21 protein-coding genes are annotated in these 25,362 nt (G+C 69.5%); 15 read left to right on the top strand and 6 right to left on the bottom strand.

The genetic code is table 11. The features are described from left to right. Positions 1-11 precede the first annotated feature (11 nt). The 4 genes from B9P64_RS03645 to B9P64_RS03630 are packed head-to-tail and all read left to right on the top strand — an operon-like array spanning position 12 to position 3,655. The gene (locus B9P64_RS03645; RefSeq protein WP_085314849.1) at positions 12-932 is read left to right on the top strand and encodes a branched-chain amino acid ABC transporter permease; all 921 of its coding nucleotides are present in this window, start codon (positions 12-14) and stop codon (positions 930-932) included. Next, complete coding sequence (locus tag B9P64_RS03640) at positions 919-2,115, top strand: branched-chain amino acid ABC transporter permease (protein ID WP_085314848.1); 1,197 nt, start codon at positions 919-921, stop codon at positions 2,113-2,115. The genes B9P64_RS03645 and B9P64_RS03640 overlap by 14 nt, the downstream gene beginning before the upstream one ends. Then, a complete protein-coding gene (locus B9P64_RS03635) occupies positions 2,112-2,909 on the top strand; it encodes an ABC transporter ATP-binding protein (RefSeq protein WP_085314847.1) in 798 nt (265 codons plus the stop codon). Before B9P64_RS03640 ends, B9P64_RS03635 begins: the two co-directional genes overlap by 4 nt. Next, complete coding sequence (locus B9P64_RS03630; RefSeq protein ID WP_085314846.1) at positions 2,906-3,655, top strand: ABC transporter ATP-binding protein; 750 nt, start codon at positions 2,906-2,908, stop codon at positions 3,653-3,655. Before B9P64_RS03635 ends, B9P64_RS03630 begins: the two co-directional genes overlap by 4 nt. A 744-nt stretch (positions 3,656-4,399) precedes the next feature. Here the strand turns inward: B9P64_RS03630 and B9P64_RS03620 are convergent. From B9P64_RS03620 to B9P64_RS03610, 3 genes are all read right to left on the bottom strand, one after another. Next, on the bottom strand, positions 4,400-5,161 hold the full coding sequence (locus B9P64_RS03620) for an SDR family oxidoreductase (protein ID WP_028310567.1): 762 nt from the start codon (positions 5,159-5,161) through the stop codon (positions 4,400-4,402). A gap of 150 nt (positions 5,162-5,311) precedes the next feature. Continuing rightward, complete coding sequence (locus B9P64_RS03615; protein ID WP_139826124.1) at positions 5,312-6,160, bottom strand: SPFH domain-containing protein; 849 nt, start codon at positions 6,158-6,160, stop codon at positions 5,312-5,314. 120 nt (positions 6,161-6,280) lie between these two features. Then, on the bottom strand, positions 6,281-6,928 hold the full coding sequence (locus B9P64_RS03610) for a TetR/AcrR family transcriptional regulator (protein ID WP_084544762.1): 648 nt from the start codon (positions 6,926-6,928) through the stop codon (positions 6,281-6,283). Positions 6,929-7,035: 107 nt separating this feature from the next. Here B9P64_RS03610 and B9P64_RS03605 point away from each other — a divergent pair, with 107 nt between their 5' ends. The 9 genes from B9P64_RS03605 (at position 7,036) to B9P64_RS03565 (ending at position 17,740) form a co-directional block, all read left to right on the top strand. Continuing rightward, entirely contained in the window at positions 7,036-7,503 is a 468-nt protein-coding gene (locus B9P64_RS03605; protein WP_028310564.1) for a nuclear transport factor 2 family protein, read from the top strand. A 539-nt stretch (positions 7,504-8,042) separates the two neighbouring features. After that, positions 8,043-9,296 carry a sarcosine oxidase subunit beta family protein gene (locus tag B9P64_RS03600; RefSeq protein ID WP_085314845.1) on the top strand — a complete coding sequence of 418 codons (1,254 nt, stop codon included), beginning with the start codon at positions 8,043-8,045 and terminating at the stop codon, positions 9,294-9,296. Between the two features lie 43 nt (positions 9,297-9,339). After that, positions 9,340-9,642, top strand: coding sequence for a sarcosine oxidase subunit delta (locus B9P64_RS03595; protein ID WP_085314844.1), 303 nt, complete (start codon positions 9,340-9,342; stop codon positions 9,640-9,642). Next, positions 9,639-12,665, top strand: a complete 3,027-nt coding sequence (locus B9P64_RS03590; protein WP_085314843.1) for a sarcosine oxidase subunit alpha family protein — start codon at positions 9,639-9,641, stop codon at positions 12,663-12,665. Before B9P64_RS03595 ends, B9P64_RS03590 begins: the two co-directional genes overlap by 4 nt. Continuing rightward, complete coding sequence (locus B9P64_RS03585) at positions 12,658-13,302, top strand: sarcosine oxidase subunit gamma (protein WP_085314842.1); 645 nt, start codon at positions 12,658-12,660, stop codon at positions 13,300-13,302. Before B9P64_RS03590 ends, B9P64_RS03585 begins: the two co-directional genes overlap by 8 nt. Beyond that, positions 13,299-14,900 (top strand): L-serine ammonia-lyase, encoded by a 1,602-nt coding sequence (locus B9P64_RS03580; RefSeq protein ID WP_085314841.1) that lies wholly within the window; start codon positions 13,299-13,301, stop codon positions 14,898-14,900. The genes B9P64_RS03585 and B9P64_RS03580 overlap by 4 nt, the downstream gene beginning before the upstream one ends. Before the next feature lie 52 nt (positions 14,901-14,952). Next, positions 14,953-16,230: a serine hydroxymethyltransferase gene (locus B9P64_RS03575; RefSeq protein WP_085314840.1), complete on the top strand. Its 1,278-nt coding sequence runs from the start codon at positions 14,953-14,955 to the stop codon at positions 16,228-16,230. Between the two features lie 17 nt (positions 16,231-16,247). Further along, positions 16,248-17,216, top strand: coding sequence for a dipeptidase (locus B9P64_RS03570; protein ID WP_085314839.1), 969 nt, complete (start codon positions 16,248-16,250; stop codon positions 17,214-17,216). A gap of 2 nt (positions 17,217-17,218) precedes the next feature. Then, positions 17,219-17,740, top strand: coding sequence for a DUF5943 domain-containing protein (locus tag B9P64_RS03565; protein WP_085314838.1), 522 nt, complete (start codon positions 17,219-17,221; stop codon positions 17,738-17,740). Positions 17,741-18,087: 347 nt separating this feature from the next. Here the strand turns inward: B9P64_RS03565 and B9P64_RS03560 are convergent, their stop codons facing one another. From B9P64_RS03560 to B9P64_RS03550, 3 genes are read right to left on the bottom strand one after another with little or no spacing between them, the layout of a single operon-like run. After that, entirely contained in the window at positions 18,088-20,241 is a 2,154-nt protein-coding gene (locus B9P64_RS03560) for a xanthine dehydrogenase family protein molybdopterin-binding subunit (RefSeq protein ID WP_085314837.1), read from the bottom strand. After that, complete coding sequence (locus B9P64_RS03555; protein WP_085314836.1) at positions 20,238-20,738, bottom strand: (2Fe-2S)-binding protein; 501 nt, start codon at positions 20,736-20,738, stop codon at positions 20,238-20,240. The genes B9P64_RS03560 and B9P64_RS03555 overlap by 4 nt, the downstream gene beginning before the upstream one ends. A gap of 47 nt (positions 20,739-20,785) precedes the next feature. After that, entirely contained in the window at positions 20,786-21,547 is a 762-nt protein-coding gene (locus B9P64_RS03550; RefSeq protein WP_085314835.1) for an SDR family oxidoreductase, read from the bottom strand. 191 nt (positions 21,548-21,738) lie between these two features. Here B9P64_RS03550 and B9P64_RS03545 point away from each other — a divergent pair, with 191 nt between their 5' ends. Further along, complete coding sequence (locus B9P64_RS03545; RefSeq protein WP_085314834.1) at positions 21,739-22,680, top strand: GlxA family transcriptional regulator; 942 nt, start codon at positions 21,739-21,741, stop codon at positions 22,678-22,680. A gap of 617 nt (positions 22,681-23,297) precedes the next feature. Further along, on the top strand, positions 23,298-25,361 hold the full coding sequence (locus B9P64_RS03540; protein ID WP_085314833.1) for an NADH:flavin oxidoreductase: 2,064 nt from the start codon (positions 23,298-23,300) through the stop codon (positions 25,359-25,361). Position 25,362: the final 1 nt, after the last annotated feature.

The following is a 25,362-nucleotide window of genomic DNA, read 5'->3' as shown; positions in this document are numbered from 1 at the left end:
GGCGCTGCGCCATGGATGCCGGCTTCATCGGTCAGCAGCTGTGGAACGGCGTGATGCTGGGCACCATCTACGCGATGGTGGCCGTGGGCTTCACGCTGTTCTTCGGCGTGCTCGACGTCATCAAGTTCTCGCACGGCGACGTGCTCACGCTCGGCGTGTTCGCGGCGCTGGCGACGGCGCTGGGCTTGCAGGCGGCCGGCGTGCAATCGCCGTGGCTGCAACTGGCGGCGGCGCTGCTGGTGGGCGTGGGCAGCATGGCGGCGCTGGGTGCGCTGATCGCGCGCGCCTTCATCCTGCCGCTGCGCGAGGCGCCGTCCTTCATCGTGCTGCTGGTCACGCTGATGGTCGGCACGGTCATCCGCGAGTCGATCCGGCTGTTCTATCCGGGCGGCTCCAATCCGCAGTCGTTTCCGCATCTGCTGCCGGCGGGCGGCATCGAGCTGGGCAGCTTCACGCTGCGCTTCGACAGTCTGATTTTGCTGGCGACCGGGCTCGGCACCATCTGCGCGGTGCATCTGCTCATCACGCGCACCCGGCTGGGGCTGGCGATCCGCGCGGTCGCGCAGGACGGCGAGACCGCGCGCGTGATGGGCATCGACTTCACGCGCGTGGTGCTGTTCACCTTCGCGCTCGGCTCGGGGCTGGCGGCGCTCGCCGGCCTCATCGACGGGCTGTACTACAGCGAGGTCAACTTCGGCACCGGGCTGATGCTGGGCGTCATCGGCTTCAGCGCGGCGGTGGTGGGCGGGCTGGGCAATCTTTACGGCGCGATCCTCGGCGGCTTTCTGTTCGCGGCCTTGCAGATGCTGGCGGTCGTGGCGTTGCCGCTGGCGAGCGAATACAAGGACGTGGTCGCGTTTGCCGGCGTCATCCTGCTGATCGGCCTGAAGCCGACCGGCCTCATCGGGGAGCGGGCTTATGAGCGCGTCTGACATGGCGGCCGATCCGGCGCTCGCCGCAAGCCAGTCCGGCGCACGCCGGCCGGCGCGCTGGCTGGTGTTTGCCGGCGTCGCGGCGCTGACCGCGCTGCTCGGCCTGCTGCTCGGCAACGACAACCAGTGGCTGCTGCTCGGCCTGCTGGCCGGCGCCGGGCTGCTCGGCTGGGGCGCGGCGCATGCCGGCGTGGCGCAGCGCTTTGGCGCGTCGTGCGCGGCGGCACCGGGCACGCTGGCGCTGGCCGGCACGCTCGGCTTCGTGGCGCTGGTGGGCGTGCTGCGCGAGGAGCATTTCGCGCTGCTCATCCTGTGTTCGCTGCTGCTGTACGCCACGGTCTGCCTCGGGCTCAACATCCAGATCGGCTATGCCGGCGTGGTCAATTTCTCGGCCATGGCCTTCTTTGGCGTGGGCAGTTATGCGGCGGCCTGGCTGACCAATGCCCAGCCCACGCTGCCGCATCTGGCGGTGCTGGCGCTGGCCGGAGGCGCGTCGGCGCTGGTGGGCGCGGTGCTGCTGTTTCCGGTGCTGCGCACGCGCGGGCATTACGCCTCGCTGGTCACGGTGGCCTTCGCGGTGCTGTTCCGCAGCTTCATGGAGGTGAACGAAACCTTCGGCGGCTCGCAGGGCATGAAGCTGCCGGGGCTGTCGATGTTCGGCCACGATTTCAACGACGACATCGAGCTGTTCGGCCAGACCGTGTCGTTCTATGCCGGCTATGCGGCGGTGGCGTTTGCCATCGCGCTCGGCGCGCTGGTGCTCACCTGGCGCATCGAGCGGTCGTGGATCGGCCTGAACCTGGACGCGGTGCGCAGCGACGAGATCGCCGCCGCCTGCTTCGGCATCGACATCGCGCGCTGGAAGATCACCGCCTTCCTCATCGGCAATGCGTTTGCCGGCGTGGCCGGGGCGCTGTTCGCGCTGATGACCGGATTCGTGGCGCCCAACAATTTCAACTTCGGCGACTCGCTGGTGATGCTGTCGATCCTGGTGCTCGGCGGCCTCGGCAATCTGTGGGGGATTCTGCCGGCGACGCTGGTGGTCATCCTGCTGCCCGAGAAGTTGCAGGCCATTCAGGAATACCGCTTTCTGCTCTATGCGGCGGCGGTCATCGCCATCCTGCTGTTCCGCCCGCAGGGGCTGTTTCCGCGCCGGGTGCGCGTGTTCGGAGGCCGGTCATGAGCGGCGCCATCCTGGTGTGCAAGGACCTCACGATGAAGTTCGGCGGGCTGGTCGCGCTCGACGGGCTCGGCTTCGACATCCGCCACGGCGAGGTGCTGGGCTTGCTCGGGCCCAACGGCTCGGGCAAGACCACCTTCTTCAACGTGGTCACGGGCGTCTACCGCGCCAGCGCCGGCAGCATCGATTTCGAGGGCCGCGAGGTGCTCGGGCTGTCGCCGCAGGCGGTGTGCCGCGCCGGCATCACGCGCACCTTCCAGCGCTCGCGGCTGAGCCTGGGCTTGAGCGTGTTCGACAACATCATGGTCGGCCATCACCGCGCGCTTAATCACGGCCTCGGCTTCAACCTGTTCAACCGGCGCGGGCTGGCGCGGCAGATGGCCGAGGCGCGCGCGCTGGCGCAGGAGCTGGCCAGCAGCTTCAGCCCCACGCTCGGCCGCCGGCTCGACGAACCGGCCGGCGCGGTCAGCATGATCGACCGGCGCCGCATCGAGGTCTGCCGCGCGCTGGTCAGCCGGCCGCGCCTGCTGCTGCTCGACGAGCCTTCGGCCGGCATGACGCATGAGGAATGCCGCCAGCTGATGGACGACATCCTCGCGGTGCGCGAGCGCATGCCGGGCCTGAGCATCGTCATCATCGAGCACGAGATGGGCATGATCGAGCGCATCACCGACCGCTGCGTGGTGCTCAACTACGGCCGCAAGCTCTGCGAGGGCAGCTACCGCGAGGTGGCCGCCGACGCGGAGGTGCAGCGCGCCTATCTGGGCGCCGACATCGCCGCGCGGGAGGCTGCATGAGCGCCGTGCCCGTCGCGCAAACCCGCAGCGCCGATGAATCTTCGCGGCTGGTGGTGTCGGGCCTGTACGCCGCCTACGGCAAGGCCGACGTGCTCACCGACGTGTCGATCGAGGTCGAGCCGGGCGAGATCACCTGCATCCTCGGCGCCAACGGTGCCGGCAAGTCGACGCTGATCCGCGCCATCCTGTCGCTCACGCCGCCGCGCGCGGGCAAGGTGAGCTTCGGCGGGCGCGACATCACCGGGCTGGCGACGCATCTGGTCAACCGCGCCGGCATCGCCTGCATCCCCGAGGGGCGCAAGGTGTTCGGCAGGATGACCGTGCTGGAGAACCTGCGCATCGGCGCCTTCGGCATCGCCGACCGCGCCGAGGTCGCGCGCCGCATGGACGAGGTGTTCGCGATCTTCCCGCGCCTGGCCGAGCGCCGCGCCCAGCTGGGCGGGACGATGTCGGGCGGCGAGCAGGCGATGCTGTCGATCGGCCGCGGGCTGATGGCGGCGCCAAAGCTGCTGCTCATCGACGAGCCGTCGCTCGGGCTGTCGCCGCTGTTCGTGGCCGAGACCTTCGCGGTGGTGAAGCGCATCAACGAAATGGGCATCACCGTGCTGCTGGTCGAGCAGAACGTGCACCAGACGCTGGCGGTTGCGCATCGGGGCTATGTGCTCGCGCAGGGGCGGGTGGTGGCGCGCGGCTCGACGGCGGAGCTGAAGGAGGATCCCGAGGTCAAGGCCGCGTACTTCGGGTGAAGGGGCTTTGCGCCGGGGTGGCGCGGGGCGAGGGTGGCGGGCTCGACGGGAGCGGTCGGCCCGAGGGGCCGACTTCCCTCGGCGGCGGCGCGTGGCCGGGCCCGGGGCGGAAACTCGCCGCTGCGCGGCTCAGACAGCCGCCCCTGAGCGCTGCGCGCTCACCCGGCCACGCGCCGCCGCCGAGGCGCTCCCGAGTCGCCCGCCACCCTCGCCCCGCGCCACCCGGGCGCCGTCACGGGCCGATGCGTGCCGGCAGGCCGGCACGTTGGGGAGGGGCAGGCTTCGGGCTTGGGGCGTCGTTGTGGGCAGTTGGTGTGGATCGATGGCCTAGCTTCGCGGCGCTGGCGGTGCAATCCTTTGCAAGCTTCGAGCTTCGAGCTTCGAGCTTCGAGCTTCGAGCTTCGAGCTTCGAGCTTCGAGCTTCGAGCTTCGAGCTTCGAGTCCTGTGCCCGACGCTCGCCCGAGCCTCGTCGAACCGTTCCGGATCGGCGGGGCGTGGCGGGGTAGTGATGGCGGGCGACTTGGCGGCGCCCCGGGATTGCGTGGTGGCCGGGTGAGCGCGCAGCGCTCAGGGGCGGCTGTCTGAGCCGCGCAGCGGCGAGTTTCCGCCCCGGGCCCGGCCGCCGCGCAATCTCGGGGGAAGTCGGCCCGTCGGGCCGACCGCCGCCTTGGAGCCCGTCATCACCACCCCGCCGCGCCACGCGAAGCAAAGCCGCCGGACCGCAGCCTCAAAGCAAACGCACCTCAGCCGCGCCCGACAAACGGCATCGATGACGCCAGCACCGTCATGTTCTGCACGTTCGCCCCGAGCGGCAGCCCCGCCATGTAGCGCACCGCATCCACCACATGCTTCACGTCCAGCAGCGGCTCGACCATCACCTGCCCGTTGGCCTGCACGATGCCGCGCGCCATCGCCTGCGCCATCTCGGTCGCGGCGTTGCCGATGTCGATCTGGCCGGCGCAGATGCTGAATGGGCGGCCGTCGAGCGAGGTGCTCTTGGTCAGGCCCGTGATCGCGTGCTTGGTCGCGGTGTAGGCCACGCTGCGCGGGCGCGGCGCATGCGCCGAGATCGAGCCGTTGTTGATGATGCGGCCGCCCTGGGGCGACTGCGCCTTCATGAGCGCGAAGGCCGCGCGCGTGCACAGGAAGCTGCCGGTGAGGTTGATGTCCACCACGCGTTTCCAGTCGGCCACGCTCAGCTCGTCGGGCGTGCTGGCAAACGCGCTCACGCCCGCGTTGTTGAACAGCACGTCGAGCCGGCCGCACTCGGCCCTGACGCGCTCGAACAGCGCATCGACCGAGGCTTCGTCGGCCACGTCGCAGGCCACCGGCAGCGCGAGCTGGCCGCGCGCTGCGGCCTCGGCGGCGAAGGCATCGAGCGCGGCCTGGTCGCGCGCGGCGAGCACCACGCGCCAGCCGTCGACGAGAAAGCCCTCGGCCACGGCGCGGCCGATGCCGCGCGACGCGCCGGTGATGAGGATGGTCCTGGGGTCGGGAGAAGTCATGCGCGGTCCTGCGGAAAGGTTGGGGCGTCGCCTGCGACGCCCGGAACCGCGCGATTGTGAGCGATGCGGCGCGCCCGTCGCGCCGCTGGCGGCCGGCGCGTGCGGGCCGCGCGCGTCGTCGGGCCGCGCCGCGCGCGACCCGGCGCGTCTTCAGCGGGCTCCGCCCAGATTGACGATCGGCGTCGCCGCGCCGCTGCCCACCACCACCGTGTTGCCCGGCTTGGACGCCAGCGCCACCGCCGCCTCGCGCTGGATCTCGGCGATGCGGATGTCGCGCAGCGCGGGCGTCATGCTCTCCGCGATGATGCGGTTGGCGCGCGCCTGGCCCTCGGCCTCGACGATCAGCCGCTCGGCCTCGGCCTTGGCCAGCTCCACTTCCTTGCGCTTGCGCTCGATGGCCTGGTCGGTCTCGGCGCGCTGGCGGATCGCCGCTTCGATGGCCGGATCGGTCAGCAGGTTGCGCACGTTGACGGCAGTGACCGTGAAGGCGCCCTTGTCGGTCGCGTCGAGTTCGGTCTGGAGCGCGACACGGATCATCTCCGACAGCTCGACGCGCTTGGTGTGCATCGTGGTCGCATCGAGCTGGGCGATGGACTTGTACACGGCCTCGCGCGCCTCGCGCGACACCCGGCTGTAGGCGATCACGAGGTCGCGGCTGCCGCCCTGCACGATGTCGGCATGGCGCACCACGTCGCCCTGGTACTTCACGTACAGCGCCGGGATCGCGGCCGGCGACACCTTGAAGTAGATGTCGATGTCCACGTCCTTCATCGTCAGGTTGTCGCGGCTCTTGGGCGTCATGTCCATGAGCGAGAAGCTGACTTCCTTGGCCGTGAACTCGTCCACCCGACGGATGACCGAGAGGTAGACGCCCGGCGGCAGCGGGTCGGGATCGACCTTGCCGAAGGTGCGCGAGATGCCGATGTTGCCGGTGTCCACCTGGGTGCAGCCGGCCGCGAGCGCGGCGGCGAGGATGAGGGCGAGTCTGGCGAGCGTCATGCGGGTGTCCCTGTCGTTGTTGGCGGTGGCGGCCGGCGCGATGCGCGGACGCTGCGGCGCCCGCCGCACGGCCGGGGTTGCCTTCTATCAGCTTTCTCCGACGAGGACAGGTGGAGCCGATCAGGAAAGGTCGAGTGCCGCAAGCAGCCGGCCGAGGGCGGCGAGCGCGGGGCCGGGCGCGCCGTCCATCTGGGCGCGCAGGATCGCGCCGTCGACGGCGGTGGCGATGGCTTCGGCTGCGCCGGTCGCTCCGTTGCCGACGCCACTGCTGGGCGTGGCGGTGAGAGCGCTTGCATCGCCGGCAGGCAGCAGCCCGGCGATGACCTCCGTCATGTCGGCCTTGTGCCGCCGCGCGATTGCGCGCACCTCGGGCAGGTCGCTGCCCAGTTCCACCACGGTGTTGAGGAAGGCGCAGCCGCGATAGGCGTCGGCCGAGAACCATTCCTCCAGCGCGCCGAGCAGCGGCGCCGTGCCGCCGCCCTCGCGCGCGCCGTGGCGGCCGAGCGCATCGACGAACCAGGCCATCCACACGTCGTGGCGATGGTCGAGGAAGGCGCGCACCAGATCGTTCTTGCTCGGGAACTGGCGATAGAACGTCACCTTGGTGACGCCGGCGGCGGCGATGACCGCGTCGATGCCGGTCGCGCGGATGCCGTCGCGGTAGAACAGGTCGTGCGCGGCGGCGAGGATGCGCTCGCGCGGGGAGGGCGGGGCGTCGGCGGGCGCGGGCGGCGCGGCGCGGCGGTTGGCGGCTGGGCGTGAGGTCATGGAACGCGAGTGTAGACAGCTCGTTCCACCTGTGCCAGCCTGAAGGTAGACAAAGCTGTCTACCACCGATGCGCGAGCGCGCCGTCACTGCCAGGAAAGGCCAAGCCATGGAATCCCGTCCGCCCCTGCCGCCCTTCACCCTCGACACGGCGCGCCAGAAGGTGCGCATGGCCGAGGACGCCTGGAACAGCCGCGACCCCGAGCGCGTGAGCCTCGTCTACACGCCCGACACGCGCTGGCGCAACCGCGCCGAATTCGTCAACGGCCGCGAGGAGGTCAAGGCCTTCCTCGCGCGCAAGTGGGCGAAGGAGCTGGACTACCGGCTCATCAAGGAACTCTGGGCCTTCACCGACAACCGCCTCGCCGTGCGCTTCGCCTACGAATGGCATGACGACTCGGGCAACTGGTTCCGCAGTTATGGCAACGAGAACTGGGAGTTCAACGGGTTCGGGCTGATGGAGCGGCGGTTCGCGTGCATCAACGATCTGCCGATCGCGGAGGGGGAGCGGAAGTTCCGGTGGCCGTTGGGGCGTCGCCCCGACGATCATCCGAGGTTGAGCGAGCTGGGTTGCTGAGCGGCGCCGGCGGGTGCCGGCTGGCTGGGCAAGCACCGATCGCTGGTTTCCGCGCCGTTGCATCCGGCGGGGCGATTGCGTCACGCGCCAACGGCCGTCGCAACTTCACCAGGCAGCGCGCGGGCCGGCCCCCGGCGGCGCGCCTCTGGCCAGCCGAGCCCGAGGACGGCGCGGGTGAGCCGCGCAGCGGCTCAGGCGATCCTGTCTGAGGTCGGCGCAGCCGACCGAGTTGGATCGCCGGCCCGCGCCGCCCGTAGGCGCGAGGGAACCCCGCCGCGACGCGGCGGGGCGCAGCCAGTGAAGCGCCGCTGGGGGCCGGCCCGCGCGCTGCCGCTGCCGGTACCACAGCCGCACCGTCTCCAACGCGGCTCCTGCCATGCCACCCCCGCCGCCGACACTTGCCTGATTCCGACATCGCTCAATCCGACGCCCGTTGTCGGATTCAGCAAAGCCCGCGTCCCTTGCAAGCAAGCCGCGCAAACCCGTCAGCCCAACAATCGTCCCCACTCCGAGCACCACCTCGCCAGCCAGGGACACCGATGACAAACCGCTACTCCTTCTGGAGCCTGTTCAAGCAAGGGCTCAAGCATCACGAAGGCTGGACGCCCGCGTGGCGCAGCCCCAAGCCCAAGGCGTCCTACGACGTCATCATCGTCGGCGCCGGCGGCCACGGCCTCGCCACCGCGTACTACCTCGCGAAGGAACACGGCGTGCGCAACATCGCCGTCGTGGAGCGCAACCACATCGGCAGCGGCAATGCCTGCCGCAACACCACCATCGTCCGCTCCAACTACCTGTGGGACGAAGCGGCGCTGCTGTATGAACACGGCCTCAAGCTGTGGGAGGGCCTCACCGAGGACCTCAACTTCAACGTCATGTTCAGCCAGCGCGGCGTCTACAACATCGGCCACACGCTGCAGGACATGCGCGACATCGAACGCCGCGCCAACGCCAATCTGCTGCAGGGCGTGGACGTGGAAGTGGTCGACCGCAAGACGCTGGCCGAACGCATTCCGGCGCTCGACTGCTCCTCGCGCGCCCGCTATCCGGTGATGGGCGCGAGCTTCCAGCCGCGCGGCGGCGTGGCCCGGCACGACGCGGTGGCCTGGGGCTTCGCGCGTGCCGCCAGCGCGCTCGGCGTCGACATCATCCAGAACTGCGAAGTGCTCGGCTTCGACATCGAGGGCGGCCGCGTGCGCGGCGTGCAGACCAGCAAGGGTCTGCTGCGCGCCGACAAGGTGGGCGTGGTGGCGGCCGGTCACAGCTCGGTGCTGGCCAAGCTCGCCGGCATCCGCATGCCGCTCGAAAGCCATCCGCTGCAAGCGTTTGTCTCGGAGTCGTACAAGCCGGTGCTCGACACCGTGGTCATGTCCAACGCGGTGCACGGCTATGCCAGCCAGTCCGACAAGGGCGAGCTGGTGATCGGCGCCGGCATCGACGGCTATGTGGGCTACGGCCAGCGCGGCTCGCCGCACATCATCGAGCACACCGCCGCTGCAATCTGCGAGATGTTCCCGGTGTTCTCGCGCGCCCGCATGAACCGCCAGTGGGGCGGCATCGTCGACGTCACGCCCGACGCCTGCCCGATCATCAGCAAGACGCCGGTCAAGGGCCTGTACTTCAACTGCGGCTGGGGCACCGGCGGCTTCAAGGCCACGCCGGGCTCGGGCAATGTCTTCGCCCACACCATCGCCCACGACGAACCGCATCCGCTCAACGCGGCCTTCGCGCTCGACCGCTTCCACACCGGCCATCTCATCGACGAACACGGCGCCGCCGCCGTCGCGCACTGACGCGCGCGCCTTCGTCCACCCACCGAATTTTCAGGAGTCATCGATGTATGTGCTGACCTGCCCGCATTGCCGGGAAGCGCGCGAGGAAGAGGAGTTCGCCCCTGCCGGCGAAGCCTTCATCGCGCGGCCGGCCAACCCCGAAGCCACGAGCGACGAGGACTGGGGCGACTACCTTTTCTGTCGCAAGAACCCCAAGGGCTGGCACTGGGAGATGTGGCAGCACACGACCGGCTGCCGCAAGTTCTTCGTGGCGCGGCGCAATACCGCCACGCTCGAACTGGGCGCCACCTTCACGCTGGAAGAAGGCAAGAAGGCGTATCTGGCTGAACAGGGAGCGACGGCATGAGCGGCTACCGCGTCAAGCGCCATTCCAGCGCGCGCATCGACTGGAAGAAGGAAATCGGATTCACCTTTGACGGCGAGCGCATGTTCGGCCATGCCGGCGACACGCTGGCTTCGGCCCTGCTCGCCAACGGCGTGGGCATGCTCGCGCGCAGCTTCAAGTACGGCCGGCCGCGCGGCATCTATGGCGCCGGCCCCGAGGAGCCGAATGCGCTTATGCAGATCGAGACCGGCGCGCGCGCCGTGCCCAATCTCAAGGCCACGCAGGTCGAGCTCTACGACGGGCTGGTGGCGGGGCGCACCAGCGGCCGGCCAACGCTTGGCTTCGATCTCAAGTCGATCGGCGGCAAGTTCAGCAAGTTCATGCCGGCCGGCTTCTACTACAAGACCTTCAAGTGGCCGATGTCGCTCTGGCCCACCTATGAAAAGGTGATCCGCCAGGCCGCCGGCTACGGCAGCGTGCCGACCGAGGCCGATCCCGACCGCTACGACCATCTGCATCACCACGTCGATGTGCTGGTGGTGGGCGGCGGCGCCTGCGGCCTGCTGGCGGCGCTGATGGCCGGCCGCGCCGGCAAGCGCGTGATGCTGGTCGACGAGCAGAACGAACTGGGCGGCTGGCTGCTGTCGATGCCCGATGTGGAAGTGGACGGCAAGGCCGCCGCGCTCTGGCTCGACCGCGTGCTCGCCGAGCTGCGTGGCCTGAGCAATGTGACCCTGCTGCCGCGCACCACCGCCTATGCGCTGCACGACATGAACATGGTGCAGGCCATCGAGCTGCGCCAGGACCATCTGCCGCTGATCGCGCGCAGTGCCGAGCTGCCGCGCGAACGGCTGCATCGCATCCGTGCCGAGCAGGTCGTGCTGGCGAGCGGCGCCATCGAGCGGCCGCTGGTGTTCGCCGACAACGACCGTCCGGGCGTGATGACCTCGGCTGCGGCCACCACCTACCTCAACCGCTATGCGGTCGCGGCCGGCCACAAGGCGCTGGTCATGACCAACAACGACCATGCCTACCGCGGCGCGATCAATCTCGCCCAGGCTGGGGTGGCCGTCACGCTGGCAGACCTGCGCGATGCGCCGGGCTCGCACTGGCTGACGGCGGCCACCCGGGCCGGCGTGGAAGTGCTGCGCGGCCACGGCATCGTGGCGGTGAAGGGCGGCAAGGCGGTGCAGGGCGCAAAGCTTGGCCGGCTGGATGCGAGCCGCAATGCCATCGTGGGCAGCGGCCCCGACTGGAGCGGCGATCTGGTGCTGAGCTCGGGCGGCCTGTCGCCGACGGTGCATCTGTTCTGCCACAACGGCGCGCGCCCGGTCTGGGATGCGGCGGCGCAAGCCTTTGTCGTGCCCGAGCAAGGGCGCGCCGGCATCAGCTGCGTGGGCTCGATCACCGGCGCCTTCCTGCTGCGCGATGCGCTCAAGCAGACCGAGAAGCTGATGCGCGGCCTGTTCAGCAGCGCCACCGCCAGCGGCGTGGGCCTGAGCACCGACGAGCCGGGCATCGGCGCGCCGCGCAAGATCTTCCGCGTGCCCGACGGCAAGCCGGAAGGCCACGGCGCCAAGGCTTTCGTCGACTTCCAGAACGATGTAGCTGCATCCGATATCCATCTTTCGGTGCGCGAGAACTACAAGTCGGTCGAGCATGTGAAGCGCTACACGGGTCTGGGCTTCGGCACCGATCAGGGCAAGCTCAGCAACGTCAACGGCTTCGGCATCCTGGCCGAGGCGCTCGGCGTGTCGATGGCGGAAGTGGGCACGACCACCTACCGCCCGGCCTACACGCCGGTCACCTTCGGCACGATGGCCGGCGCGCATGCCAAGGAAACCTTCGATCCCGAGCGCTTCGCCTCGGCGCATCAGTCGCACATCCGGCGCGGCGCAAAGTTTGAAGTGGTGGGGCAGTGGCAGCGTCCGTGGTTCTTCCCCAAGGGCAATGAAGACATGCATGCGGCGGTCGCGCGCGAATGCATCGCGGCGCGTACCGGCGTGGCGGTGATGGATGCGTCCACGCTCGGCAAGATCGATGTGCGCGGCCCCGATGCGCGCGAATTCCTCAACCGCGTGTACGCCAACGCCTGGACGCAACTGGCCATCGGCAAGTGCCGCTACGGCCTGATGCTGGACGAGAACGGCATGGTCATGGACGACGGCGTGACCGCCTGCCTGGCCGACGATCACTTTCTGATGACCACCACCACCGGCGGCGCCGCCAAGGTGCTCAACTGGCTTGAGAAGTGGCACCAGACCGAATGGCCGGAGCTGAAGGTCTATCTCACCTCCGTCACCGATCACTGGTCCACCACCTCGGTGGTCGGCCCCAAGGCGCGCGCCGTGCTGCAAAAGCTTTGCGGCGACATCGACTTCGGCAAGGACGCGTTCAAGTTCATGGACTGGCGTCCGGGCACCGTGGCCGGCGTGCCGGCGCGGGTGTACCGCATCAGCTTCTCGGGCGAACTGGCCTATGAAATCAACGTCGATGCGAACTACGGCGAACACGTCTGGGAAGCGGTGATGGAAGCCGGCGCCGAGTTCGGCATCACGCCCTACGGCACCGAGTCCATGCATGTGCTGCGCGCCGAGAAGGGTTTCATCATCGTGGGGCAGGACACCGACGGTTCGGTCACGCCCTTCGACCTCGACATGGCCTGGGCCGTGAGCATGAAGAAGTCGTTCAGCTTCATCGGCAAGCGCTCGATGGCGCGCGCCGACACTTCGCGCGCCGACCGCAAGCAGCTGGTCGGCCTGCTCACCGACAACCCCAACGAAGTGCTGGCCGAGGGCGCGCAGATCATCGCCGCGCCGGCCCAGGCGCCCGGCGTCGGCGGCAAGCCGGTGCCCATGCTGGGCCATGTGACCAGCAGCTATTTCAGCCCGACGCTCGGCCGCTCGATCGCGATGGCCGTGGTCAAGGGCGGCATCGAGCGCAAGGGCGAAACCCTCTACGCCTGGGACGGTGGCGCTTCCACCGCCGTGAAACTCGTCTCGCCCGTCTTCGTCGATCCGGAAGGAGCCCGTCACCATGTCTAAGGTCTTCACGCCCGTCGCGCGCTCGCCGCTCGCGCATCTGGAACTGGCAAAGCGCGCGCGCAAGCAGGACGAGCGCAGCGGCGTCTGGGCCAACGAACTGCCGGTCGGCGGCTTCGTGAGCCTGCGCGGCAATCTGGCCGATGCGGCCTTTGCGCAGGCCGTGGCCGGCGTGCTCGGCGGCGCGCTGCCCGGTGTGCCGTGCACGCTCGCCAAGCTGCCCAAGGCAGAGGCGCTCTGGCTCGGCCCCGATGAATGGATGCTGCTCTGCGCCCATTCCGCCGTGGCCGGCCTCGTCGCCGCGCTCGAAGCCGCGCTTGCCGGCATCCATCATCAGGTCGCCGACAACTCGGGCGGCTACACCCAGGCCGTGCTGCGCGGCGCCCAGGCCGCCACCGTGCTGGCCCATGTGAGCGTGTACGACTACGCGCATCTGGAGGCCGGCCGCGTGGTCGGCTCGACCTTCGGCAAGTCGTCGGCCTATGTGCGCCGCGATGGCGCCGGCTATGTGCTGCTGTTCCGCCGCAGCTTTGCCGAGTACGTGTGGAAGTACCTCGAACGCGCCGCCGTGCCCTATGGCTTTGGCGTCTGCACGCTCGAACCCGCACCGGCCGCCGCACGCGAGAAGGTGGCTGCGTGAACATCAGCGTCTTTGACGTCTTCCGCATCGGCATCGGGCCGAGCAGCTCGCACACGGTCGGGCCGATGCTGGCCGTCAGCCGCTTTCTGGCCGAGCTGGAAAGCGCCGGCCTGCATCGCGGCGTAGGTTCAGTGCGCGTGCATCTTTACGGCTCGCTGGCGCTGACCGGCGTGGGCCACGGCACCGACAATGCGGTGCTGATCGGCCTGCTCGGCGAAGTGCCCGACAAGGTCGATCCGGCGGGCGTCGCGGACCAGGTGGCGGCGATCCGCGCCACCGCCCGGCTGCGGCTCGGCGGCTGGCATGAGATCGACTTCGATCCCGATACCGATCTGCTGTTCCACAAGAAGGAGTCGCTGCCCGAGCATCCGAACGGCATGGTGCTGGAGGCCTTCGACCGCGAGCACAACGCCTGTCACCGCAACAGCTATTTCTCCATCGGCGGCGGCGCGGTGCTGAGCAAGGCCGAGATCGACCGGCGCGAAGCCGAAAGTCTGGCCGCGCTCGGCAAGTGCGAGAAATGCGGCGGCGACGAAACCCGCTGCGGCGACGCGGCCGATTGCGGCCTGCCCTCGGTGCGCAGCCGCACGGCGGTGGCGCGCGAATGCCGCGTGACCGTGGCCGAGCAGGAACTGGCGCTGGCCGGCGACATCGACGACCGCCTCGCCAGCCCCGAGCGCATCGCGCCCAAGCCGACGCCGGCACCGCGCCCGGTGGCCGCGCCCGTGGCTGCCGAGCCCAGGCTGCCTTATCCGTTTGCGAGCGGCGCCGAGCTGATCGCCATCGGCAAGCGCACCGGCCTGTCCATCGCCAGCATCGTGCGCGCCAACGAACTGGCGCGCACCGATGCCGCCACGCTCGACGCGCGGCTGATGGAAATCTGGCGCGTGATGCATTGCGCCATCGAACGCGGCCTGGTCACCGAAGGCATCCTGCCCGGCGGCCTCAACGTCAAGCGGCGCGCACCGGCGCTGTACCGCCGCGCCGTCGCCACCGGCGACGACTTCTCGCAGATGGACACGGTGAGCGCCTTCGCGATTGCCGTGAACGAGGAAAACGCCTGCGGCGGCCGCGTGGTGACCGCGCCCACCAACGGCTCGGCCGGCGTCATTCCGGCCGTGCTCGCCTACTACCGGCGCAGCCAGCGCGGCGCCGACGATGCCGCCGTCATCCGCTTTCTGCTCACGGCCGCCGGCATCGGCATGCTCTACAAGAAGAACGCCTCGATCTCGGCCGCCGAAATGGGCTGCCAGGGCGAGATCGGCGTGAGCAGCTCGATGGCCGCCGCCGGCCTGGCTGCGGTGCTCGGCGGCACGAACGAGCAGGTGGAAAACGCCGCCGAGATCGCGATGGAGCATCACCTCGGCATGACCTGCGACCCCATCGGCGGGCTGGTGCAGGTGCCTTGCATCGAGCGCAACAGCATGGGCGCGATCAAGGCCATCAACGCGGCGCGACTGGCGCTGCAAGGCGACGGCTCGCATCTGGTGTCGCTCGACGCCTGCATCGAGACCATGCGCCAGACCGGCATCGATCTCCAGTCCAAGTACAAGGAGACCGCGCTCGGCGGTCTCGCGATCACCGTGGTCGAGTGCTGAAGCCGCATTCGCCGCGAACCTTATCCAACCGATTCACCGCCGGAGCTCCGACATGAGCAGCCATCTGCACGCCTTCTTCCATGCCAGCGTCGCCGCCAGCGACCCGGCCATCCGTGACGGCCTCGACGCCGAAATGAACCGCCAGCGCGACGGCATCGAGTTGATCGCGAGCGAGAACATCGTCTCGCGCGCCGTGCTCGAAGCCCAGGGCTCGGTGCTGACCAACAAGTACGCCGAGGGTTATCCGGGCAAGCGCTATTACGGCGGTTGCGAATGCGTCGACGAAGTCGAGGCGCTGGCCATCGACCGCATCAAGCAGCTGTTCAATGCCGGCTACGCCAATGTGCAGCCGCACTCGGGCGCCTCGGCCAACACGGCAGTGATGCTGGCCATCGCCAAGCCGGGCGACACCATCCTCGGCATGTCGCTCGACGCGGGCGGCCACCTCACGCATGGCGCCAAGCCGGCGCTGTCGGGCAAGTGGTTCAACGCCGTGCAGTACGGCGTGCGCCGCGAAGACCAGCGGCTCGATCTGGAGCAGGTCGAGCGCCTCGCGCACGAGCACAAGCCGAGCGTGCTGATCGCCGGCTACTCGGCCTATCCGCGCGCCATCGACTTCGCCGCCTTCCGCAAGATCGCCGACGACGTGGGCGCGCTGCTGATGGTCGACATGGCCCACTTCGCCGGCATCGTCGCGGCCGGCCGGCATCAGAACCCGCTCGACCATGCGCACATCGTGACCACCACCACGCACAAGACGCTGCGCGGTCCGCGCGGCGGCGCCATCCTCACCAACGACGAGGCGCTGGCCAAGAAGATCAACTCGGCCGTGTTCCCGGGCGCCCAGGGCGGCCCGCTGATGCATGTGATCGCGGCCAAGGCCGTGGCCTTCGGCGAGGCGCTGCGGCCCGAGTTCAAGAGCTACATCGATCAGGTGCTGACCAATGCCCGCGTGCTCGGCGAAGTGCTGACCGCCGGCGGCGTGGACCTGGTGACGGGCGGCACCGACAACCACCTGCTGCTGGTCGATCTGCGGCCCAAGGGCCTCAAGGGCAACCAGGTCGATGCGGCGCTCGGCCGGGCCGGCATCACCTGCAACAAGAACGGCATTCCCTTCGATCCGGAAAAGCCGATGGTCACCTCGGGCATTCGCCTGGGCACGCCGGCCTGCACCACGCGCGGCTTCGGCGAGGCCGAGTTCCGCAAGGTCGGCGAACTGATTCTCAAGGTCTTCGATTCGCTCGCCGCCAAGCCCGAAGGCGACGCCGAGACCGAAGCCGCCGTGCGCGCCGAAGTCAAGGCGCTGTGCGACCGGTTCCCCATCTACTGATCGACGAGAGAAGCCGCATGAGCCTGCATACCGACAGCATCGTCATCGACGGGCTGATCATTGCCAACTTCGAACGCGCGGTGTTCGAGGACATGAAGAAGGGCGGCCTGACCGCCGCCAACTGCACCGTCTCGGTCTGGGAAAACTTCGTGAAGACGGTGGAAAACATCGCCGACATGAAGCGCAAGATCCGCGACAACGCCGATCTGCTGAGCCTGGTGCGCACCACCGCCGACATCACCAAGGCCAAGGCTGAAGGCAAGACCGGGATCATCCTGGGCTTCCAGAACGCGCATGCCATCGAGGACAACCTCAGCTACATCGAGACCTTCGCCGACCTGGGCGTGCGCGTGATCCAGCTCTGCTACAACACGCAGAACCTGATCGGTACCGGCTGCTATGAGCGCGACGGCGGCCTGAGCGACTTTGGCCGCGAAGCCATCGCGGAGATGAATCGCGTCGGGATCATGGTCGACCTGTCGCATGTGGGCGGCAACACCTCCACCGAGGCCATCGAGGCATCGACCAAGCCGGTCTGCTATTCGCACTGCCTGCCGAGCGGCCTCAAGGCCCATCCGCGCAACAAGAGCGACGAGCAGCTGAAGTTCATCGCCGATCGCGGTGGCTTCATCGGCGTGACGATGTTCCCGCCCTTCCTCAAGCGCGGCATCGAGGCGACGGTCGAGGATTACGTCGAGGCCATCGACTACGTCATCAACCTGGTCGGCGACGACTGCGTGGGCATCGGCACCGATTTCACTCAGGGCTACGGCCGCGACTTCTTCCAGTGGCTCACGCATGACAAGGGCCGCTACCGCCGCCTGACCGACTTCGGGACCATCAAGAACCCGGAAGGCATCCAGACCATCGGCGAGATGCCGAACCTGACCGCCGCGATGGAACGCGCCGGCTGGAGCGCGACGCGCATCGAGAAAGTCATTGGCCAGAACTGGCTGCGAATCTTCAGTGAAGTGTGGGGAGCCTGAACATGCAACCGCAACTGCCCATCGAGGTAAACGACGACACCGGCGTGTGGACCACCGACGGCCTGCCGATGATCTATGTGCCGCGGCACTTTTTCGTGAACAACCACGCGGCGGTGGAAGGCGCGCTCGGACGCGACAAGTACAGCGAAATCCTCTATCCGGCCGGCTATCGCAGCGCCTACTACTGGTGCGAGAAGGAGGCGGCGACGCATGGCCTGCAAGGGCTTGCAGTGTTCGAGCACTACCTCAAGCGGCTGTCGCAGCGCGGCTGGGGGCTGTTCGCCTTCGAGAGCGCGAATGTCGAGACCGGCGAGGCGCGCATCGTGCTGCGGCATTCGGTGTTCGTGCTTCAGCAGCCGGAGGTGGCGGGCAAGCTCTGCTACATGTTCGAGGGCTGGTTTGCCGGGGCGATGGATTGGGTCGGGCAGAACCTGGGGTTTGCGTACAAGACCGAGTCGCGCGAGGTGCAATGTGCTTCGGAGGGGTTCACCGAGTGCGTCTACGTGGTGCGGCCTGTCGCTTGATGGTGGCGGTCGTCGCGCGGCGGGGATCGGCCCGGTACGCGGCTGACGGTGCCGGCCGCCGCTGGACGCGGCGGCTGCCCTTCGCTCCGTTCGGTAGCCCGCGGGCCGGCGTTCCAACTCAGCCCGCTATGCGGGCTTCAAACAGGAACGCCTAAACGGCTGCGCCGTTTGCCCGCGTCTACCTCCTGCGCTCGGCGGCACCGACAGCCGCGCCCCGGGCCAATCCCCGCCGCGCGACTTGTTCGGCTACTGGGGGGCGATGGGGCCGCGTTGCGGCCCTTGCTGCTCTTTCGGCTTGCGTTCGAGCCGTCAGGCTGCGCTTGCCGCTTGCCGCTTGCCGCTTGCGCTCAAGCCGCCAGCAGCGTCCTGTCCACCGGCAACTTGCGCAGGCGCTTGCCGGTGGCAGCAAACACCGCGTTCGTCAGCGAGGGCGCCAGTGCCGCCGTGCCCGGTTCGCCCACGCCGCCCGGTGCCGCGCCGCTCGGGACCAGATGGGTCGAGAACTGCGGCGTCTCGTTCATGCGCAGCACCGGCGCGTCGTGGAAGTTGGATTGCTCGATGCGGCCGTTGCGCACCGTGGCCTGGCCGTAGAGCGCCGCCGAGATGCCGAAGATGGCGCCGCCTTCGAGTTGCGCGGCGACGGTGTCGGGGTTGACCACCACGCCGGGGTCGAAGGCGGTGGTCACGCGGCGCACGCGCACCGTGCCGTCGGCCGCCACTTCCACCTCGCTCACCATCGCGATCCAGCTGCCGAAGGCGAAGCCGAGCGACACGCCCCGGCCCTGGCGCGGGCCGAGCGGCTGGCCCCAGCCCGAGCGCTCGGCCACCGTGCGCAGCACCGCGATGGCGCGCGGGTCGGTCGCGGCGGCGAGCCGGAACGCGACCGGATCGGCGCCGGCCGCCGCCGCGAGTTCATCGACGAAGCTCTCGACCACGAACAGGTTGTGCGTCGGCCCGACGCCGCGCCAGAACGCGGTCGGCACCGCCGGTTCATGGTTCTGGTACTCGACGCGCAGGTTGGCGAAGGCATAGGGCGGTTGCAGCGCGCCGTCCACGGTCTCGGGATCGGTGCCGTCCTTGAACAGCGGCGGCGCCCAGCGCCGGATGACCGACGAGCCGGTGGTGCGGTGATGCCAGGCCACCGGCCTGCCTTGCGCGTCGAGGCCGCCGCGCACCACGTCGTAGAAACAGGGCCGGAACATGTCGTGGCGGATGTCCTCCTCGCGCGTCCACACGATCTTGACCGGGCCGTCGACCTGGCGCGCGATGCGCACCGCCAGCGTGACGCTGTCCACCTCAAGCCGCCGGCCGAAGCCGCCGCCGAGCAGATGGTTGTGCACCGTCACCCGCTCGACCGGCAGGCCGGCGGCCTCGGCTGCGGCGGCGCGGGCGCGCGTCAGCACCTGGGTACCGACCCACACGTCGCAGGCATCGGCGCGCAGATGCACCGTGCAGTTCAGCGGCTCCATCGCGGCGTGGATGAGGAAGGGCAGCTCGTACACGGCATCGAGCTTGACGGCGGCGCCGGCGAGCGCGCTGTCCACGTTGCCGTCGTCGCGCATCTTCACGCCGCCGCGCGCCGAGGCGGCGGCCATCGCGGCGACGATGTCGGCCTGTTGCAGCGATGCGTTGGTACCGTCGTCCCACACCGGCTTGAGCGCGGCGAGGCCCTGCCGGGCGGCGCCCATGTGGTCGGCTACGACGGCGATGCAATCGTCGAGCTTGACCACCTGCCGCACGCCGCGCACCGCCAGTGCCGGCGCTTCGTCCACCTGCCGCAACCGGCCGCCGAATACCGGCGCCTGCATCAGCGTGGCGATGCGCATGCCCGGCACGCGCGCATCGATGCCGTAGCGCGCGCTGCCGTCGACCTTGGCCGGCGTGTCGAGCCGTTTGGCCGGCTTGCCGATGAGCCTGAATTCGCTCGCCGGCTTGAGCGCGACCTTGTCGGGCAGCGGCAGCTTTGCGGCGTCGCTGGCGAGCTGGCCGTAGCCGAGGCGCCGACCGCTGGCCGGATGCAGCACGGCGCCGCGTTCGGCGCGGCAGCTGTCGGGCGCCACCTTCCAGCGCTGCGCGGCGGCATTCACGAGCAGGGTCCGCGCGCTGGCGCCGGCCTCGCGCAGCTGGTTGAAGCTGGCGCGGATGGTGGTGGAGCCGCCGGTCACCTGGAAGCCGAGCGCCGGGTTGGCGTACCGGCGGTCGTCGGCCGGCGCGTGTTCGAGCCGCACGCTGGCGAGCTCGACTTCCAGCTCCTCGGCGATGAGCATCGGCACGCTGGTGTAGGTGCCCTGGCCCATCTCGATGTAGGGCATGGTCATGGTCACCGTGCCGTCGGGCGCGATGCGCAGGAAGGCGTTGGGCGCGAAGCCGGGTTCGGCCGCGTCGGCGGCGGGCGCCGGCCCGAGGCCGAGGCCGAGCACCAGTCCGCCGGTGGCACCGGCACTGGCCAGCAGCAGGCGCCGGCGCGCGGGCGAGGCGAGGGTGGCTTGCGTGTCGCTCATGCTGTTGCTCCGGTGGTGGCTTCGAGCGCGGCGCGGCTCGCGGCAAGCGCGCGCGCCGCCGCGTGAATGCCGGCGCGGATGCGCGGATAGGTGCCGCAGCGGCAGATGTTGCCGCTCATGGCGTTGTCGATGTCGGCATCGCTCGGCGCCGGCGTGGTCGCCAGCAGCGAGGCGGCCTGCATCAGCTGGCCCGACTGGCAGTAGCCGCACTGCACCACTTCGAGATCGAGCCAGGCGCGCTGGAGCGCCCGGCCGATCGCGCCGTCGCCCAGCGCCTCGATGGTCGTCACATGCCTGCCCGCGACCGCCTCGACCGGCGTGATGCAGGAGCGCTGCGCCACGCCGTCGACCATCACGGTGCAGGCGCCACACAGGCCCATGCCGCAGCCGAACTTGGTGCCGGTCAGGCCGACCACGTCGCGCAGCACCCACAGCACCGGCGTGGCGTCGTCCACGTCGATGGCGTGGCGCTTGCCGTTGATTTCGATGTTGTCCATGGGTGGCGTCTCTTCAGGTGGGGTGGGGCTGGCAGCCGCCGGCGCGGTCAGGCGGTTTCGACCGGGCTGGCGCGCAGCGACTCGTTGAAGCCGTCGATGAACGCCTGTTCGCCGGGGCCAGGGTTGGCGCGCATGCCCTTCACCGCGTCGACGATGGCTTCGTCGCCGCCGGCGTCGAGTGCCGCCATCGTCTGCGCGATGAAGACGTCGAGCGGCATGGCGCGCGGATCGCCACGGGTTTCCAGCAGATCGGTGTCGACCCAGGGCGGTGCGATCTCGACCACGCGCACGCCGGCCTCGCGCAGCAGGAAGCGCTGCGACGCGGTGTAGGAATGCAGCGCGGCCTTGGTGGCCGAGTACACCGCCGTGCCCGCGAGCGGCACGAAGGCCAGGATCGAGGTGTTGTTGATGATCGTGGCGTCGGGCTGGCTGCGCAGATGGCCGATCAGCGCCGACGTGAGCCGGATCGGGCCGAGCAGGTTGGTGGCGATCTGGGCCAGCGCAACCTCGTCGTCGATGACGCCGGCCGCGTCGTCGAACTTCATGATCCCGGCGTTGTTGATGAGCACATTCAGCTTGGGATGCTCGGCCACCACGCGGGCGGCGGCAGCCTTGATGCTGGCCGGATCGGCGATGTCGATCTCGACGGCCGACATGCCCGGATTGGCCGCGACCACCTCATCGAGCAGCGCGCGCCGGCGGCCGGCGACGATGACCTTGTTGCCGCGCGCATGCAGCGCTTCGGCGAGTCCGCGACCGATGCCCGACGCGCCGCCGGTGATGAGGATGGTGCTGTTGCTGAGGTTCATGACTGGCTCCGTTGTCGTGCTGTGTTGGAGCCCTCATTCTGGCCAGATGCGCGATGGCGGAAATGACATGCAGCCTGCAATTACGGACAAGCTGAACCGGCCCTGCCCCAGAGCGGCTGCCGTCTTGACCGGCGCCGGGCGCCAATGCCAGAGTGCGGCGCATCGACAGCGTTTCCCGCAAAAGAGGACATATGCCGCGCCGCATCGCCCTGGTCGTCTTCCCCGGTTTCCAGTCGCTCGACCTGGCCGCGCTCGGGCCGTTCGAGCTGGCCAATGCCAGCGCCGGCGAGCCGGTCTACGAGATCGAGCTGGTGTCGGCCGAGGGCGGGCCGGTGGCCAGTTCTGCCGGCATCACGCTGCTCACGCGCGGCTTCCGCCGCACGCCCTACGACACGCTGCTGGTCGCCGGCATGCTCGGCGCCGCGCCGGCCGACCCGGCGCTCTACACCCAGCTCCGCCGCGCGGCGGCCAAGGCGCGGCGCGTGGCCAGCATCTGCACCGGCGCCTTCGTGCTGGCCGAGGCGGGCCTGCTCGACGGCTGCCGCGCGACCACGCACTGGGCCCGCGCGCGCGACCTGGCCCAGCGCTTTCCGGCGGTAAAGGTGGAAGACGACCGCATCTTCATCACCGACGGCGCGGTCTGGACCTCGGCCGGCATGACCGCCTGCATCGATCTGGCGCTGGCGCTGGTCGATGCCGATCTGGGGCCGGCGGTGGCCAAGGCCATCGCGCGCAAGCTGGTGGTCTATCACCGGCGCGGCGGCGGGCAGTCGCAGTTCTCGGCGCTGTCCGAGCTGGAGCCGGCGTCGGACCGCATCCGCAGCGCGCTGGCCTTCGCCAAGGAGAATCTGCGCGAGCCGCTGAGCGTGGAGCAGCTGGCCGAGGTGGTGCACTGGAGCCCGCGCCATTTCAGCCGGGCGTTCCGCAGCGAGACGGGCTATTCGCCGGCCAAGGCGGTGGAGAAGCTGAGGCTGGAGGCGGCGCGCGCGCTGATCGATGCCGGGCACGACTCGATCGGGCGGATCGCGGCGGAGAGCGGGTTTGGCGACGAGGACCGGATGCGGCGGGCGTTTCTGCGGGCGGTGGGGAAGCCGCCGCAGGTGGTGCTGCGGGAGGTGCGCGGCGGCGTTTGATTGAAGCGCCGTCGCGCGGCGGGGATCGGCCCGGGGCGCGACTTGTGCTGCTACTGGGGCTGATGGGGCCGCTTTGCGGCCCTGTGCGGTTGTCGTCGCTTGGCTGTCCGGACTAGATCGAGTGGGTGCGGTTCCATTGCGCCCGCAGCGCCTGAGCATTCCGCATGACCGGACAGGTTCGTCGATTTCCGGCGAGGCATCGACCACCGAAGGGCCGCAACGCGGCCCCATCGCCCCCATGACGAAAAGGCGCGGGGCGGGGGGAGCGCGGTTCGCGGCTGTCGGCGCCGCCGAGCGAACGAGGTAGACGCGGGAGAACGGCCGCAGGCCGTTCAGGCAATCCTGTTTGAAGCCCGCGCAGCGGGCTGAGTTGGATTGCCGGCCCGCGGGCTACCGAAGGCAGCGAAGGGCAGCCGCGCCGTTCAGGCGCGGCCGGCGCCGTGCAGCCGCGAACCGCGCTCCCCCCGCCCCGCGCCAGCCCACCCGGCGCAACAAGCCGCTTCCCGCCGCAACCCTGTCGTTTTAGCGATGGTCCGCAGCCAGCCACACCGGCAACCTCAACCGCATCGACAGCAGCCCACCCCGCTGCCGCCCGAACGCAACAGAGAGCCGACCCGATGCGCTACCCGAACCTCTTCTCGCCCTTCAAGCTGGGCCACCTCACGCTGCGCAACCGCGTGTGCAGCACCGCCCATGCCGAGGTCTATGCCGAACCCGGCGGCCTGCCCGGCGACCGCTACATCCGCTACTACGAAGAGAAGGCCAAGGGCGGCCTCGCGCTCGCCATCTGCGGCGGCTCCAGCCCGGTGTCGATCGACAGCCCGCAAGGCTGGTGGAAGTCGGTCAACTTGAGTACCGACAAGGTCATCGACCCGCTCGCGCGCCTGGCCGAAGCCATGCACCGCCACGGCGCCTTCATCATGATCCAGGCCACCCACATGGGCCGCCGCTCGTCCTGGCACGGCGAGCACTGGCCGCATCTGATGACGCCGAGCGGCATCCGCGAGCCGGTGCATCGCGGCAATGCCAAGACCATCGAGGTCGAGGAAATCCGCCGGATCATCGACGACTTCGTGCTGGCCGCGCGCCGCGTGAAAGCCGCCGGCATGGACGGCATGGAAGTGTCGGCCGCGCATCAGCAGCTCATCGACCAGTTCTGGAGCCCGCGCACCAATTTCCGCACCGACGAATGGGGCGGCTCGCTTGAGAACCGCATGCGCTTCGGCCGCGAAATCCTCGAAGCCGTGCGCGCCGAGGTGGGCCGCGACTTTGTCGTGGGCCTGCGCATGTGCGGCGATGAATTCCACGACGATGGCCTCGACCACGAGACGCTGAAGGAGATTGCGCAGGCGATGGCCGAGACCGGTCTGGTCGACTATCTGAGCGTGGTCGGCTCGGGCGCCGACACGCACAACACCATCGTCAATTGCATGCCGCCGATGGCGCTGCCGCCCGAGCCCTTCGTGCATCTGGCGGCCGGCATCAAGAGCGTGATCGACATTCCGCTCATGCATGCGCAGAGCATCCGCGACCCCAATCAGGCCGAGCGCATCCTGGCCAACGGCTGGGTCGATCTGGTCGGCATGACGCGCGCGCACATCGCCGATCCGCACATGGTCAACAAGATCCGCGACGGCCGCGAAGACCAGATCAAGCAGTGCGTCGGCGCCAACTACTGCATCGACCGCCAGTACAACGGCCTCGACGTGCTCTGCGTGCAGAACGCCGCCACCTCGCGCGAAGCGACGATGCCGCACCAGATCAAGCCGAGCACCGGCCCCAAGCGCCGCGTGGTCGTGGTCGGCGCAGGACCGGCCGGTCTCGAAGCTGCCCGCGTGGCGCGCGAGCGCGGCCACGACGTGGTGCTGTTCGACAAGAACGACGCGGTCGGCGGCCAGATCCTGCTCGCCGCCAAGGCGCCGCAGCGCGAGCAGATGGCGGGCATCGTGCGCTGGTTCGACCTGGAGACGAAGCGCCTCGGCGTGGATCGCCGCCTGGGCATGCGCGCCACCGCCGACGAGGTGCTGGCCGAGCAGCCCGACATCGTGGTGCTGGCCACGGGCGGCCGACCCAACCTCACGCAAGTGCCCGGCTGGGGCGCGGCCGAAGGGCTGGTCGTGAGCAGCTGGGACATCCTCTCGGGCGCGGTGGCGCCGGGCAAGAATGCGCTGGTCTACGACTCGATGAGCACGCATGCGGGCTTCGGCGTGGCCGACTATCTCGCCTCGCGTGGCAGCCTGGTGGAGATGGTGACGCCCGACGTGAAGGTGGCCGACGACGTGGGCGGAACGACCTTTCCGGTGTTCTACCGGCGCATGCATGCGCTCGGCATCGTGGCCACGCCCAACTACTGGCTGGAGCGCGTGTACCGCGAGGGCGACAAGACCATCGCCGTGCTCAAGAGCGAATACACCGAGGCGCTGGAAGAGCGCGCGGTCGATCAGGTGGTGATCGAGAACGGCACGCTGCCCAACGACGACATCTATTGGGCGCTCAAGGACCGCGCGGTGAATCGCGGCCAGACCGATGTGCGCGCGCTGTTCGCCAGCGAGCCGCAGCCGTCGCTCGGCGAGACGCTCGGCAATGGCCGCTTCCTGATGTTCCGCGTCGGCGATTGCATCAGCCAGCACAACATCCACGGCGCGATCTACGACGCGCTGCGCCTCGCGAAGGACTTCTGAC

The organism is Derxia lacustris (genome assembly GCF_002105195.1).
GTDB lineage: Bacteria > Pseudomonadota > Gammaproteobacteria > Burkholderiales > Burkholderiaceae_E > Derxia > Derxia lacustris.
This window is presented reverse-complemented; position numbering and strand designations above follow the sequence as displayed.

Bases quoted from the DNA above. Each gene is read 5' to 3' on its own strand.
- B9P64_RS03645 (WP_085314849.1), top strand. From the start codon at position 12: ATGGATGCCGGCTTCATCGGTCAGCAGCTGTGGAACGGCGTGATGCTG.
- B9P64_RS03640 (WP_085314848.1), top strand. From the start codon at position 919: ATGAGCGCGTCTGACATGGCGGCCGATCCGGCGCTCGCCGCAAGCCAG.
- B9P64_RS03635 (WP_085314847.1), top strand. From the start codon at position 2,112: ATGAGCGGCGCCATCCTGGTGTGCAAGGACCTCACGATGAAGTTCGGC.
- B9P64_RS03630 (WP_085314846.1), top strand. From the start codon at position 2,906: ATGAGCGCCGTGCCCGTCGCGCAAACCCGCAGCGCCGATGAATCTTCG.
- B9P64_RS03620 (WP_028310567.1), bottom strand. From the start codon at position 5,161: ATGACTTCTCCCGACCCCAGGACCATCCTCATCACCGGCGCGTCGCGC.
- B9P64_RS03615 (WP_139826124.1), bottom strand. From the start codon at position 6,160: ATGACGCTCGCCAGACTCGCCCTCATCCTCGCCGCCGCGCTCGCGGCC.
- B9P64_RS03610 (WP_084544762.1), bottom strand. From the start codon at position 6,928: ATGACCTCACGCCCAGCCGCCAACCGCCGCGCCGCGCCGCCCGCGCCC.
- B9P64_RS03605 (WP_028310564.1), top strand. From the start codon at position 7,036: ATGGAATCCCGTCCGCCCCTGCCGCCCTTCACCCTCGACACGGCGCGC.
- B9P64_RS03600 (WP_085314845.1), top strand. From the start codon at position 8,043: ATGACAAACCGCTACTCCTTCTGGAGCCTGTTCAAGCAAGGGCTCAAG.
- B9P64_RS03595 (WP_085314844.1), top strand. From the start codon at position 9,340: ATGTATGTGCTGACCTGCCCGCATTGCCGGGAAGCGCGCGAGGAAGAG.
- B9P64_RS03590 (WP_085314843.1), top strand. From the start codon at position 9,639: ATGAGCGGCTACCGCGTCAAGCGCCATTCCAGCGCGCGCATCGACTGG.
- B9P64_RS03585 (WP_085314842.1), top strand. From the start codon at position 12,658: ATGTCTAAGGTCTTCACGCCCGTCGCGCGCTCGCCGCTCGCGCATCTG.
- B9P64_RS03575 (WP_085314840.1), top strand. From the start codon at position 14,953: ATGAGCAGCCATCTGCACGCCTTCTTCCATGCCAGCGTCGCCGCCAGC.
- B9P64_RS03570 (WP_085314839.1), top strand. From the start codon at position 16,248: ATGAGCCTGCATACCGACAGCATCGTCATCGACGGGCTGATCATTGCC.
- B9P64_RS03565 (WP_085314838.1), top strand. From the start codon at position 17,219: ATGCAACCGCAACTGCCCATCGAGGTAAACGACGACACCGGCGTGTGG.
- B9P64_RS03560 (WP_085314837.1), bottom strand. From the start codon at position 20,241: ATGAGCGACACGCAAGCCACCCTCGCCTCGCCCGCGCGCCGGCGCCTG.
- B9P64_RS03555 (WP_085314836.1), bottom strand. From the start codon at position 20,738: ATGGACAACATCGAAATCAACGGCAAGCGCCACGCCATCGACGTGGAC.
- B9P64_RS03550 (WP_085314835.1), bottom strand. From the start codon at position 21,547: ATGAACCTCAGCAACAGCACCATCCTCATCACCGGCGGCGCGTCGGGC.
- B9P64_RS03545 (WP_085314834.1), top strand. From the start codon at position 21,739: ATGCCGCGCCGCATCGCCCTGGTCGTCTTCCCCGGTTTCCAGTCGCTC.
- B9P64_RS03540 (WP_085314833.1), top strand. From the start codon at position 23,298: ATGCGCTACCCGAACCTCTTCTCGCCCTTCAAGCTGGGCCACCTCACG.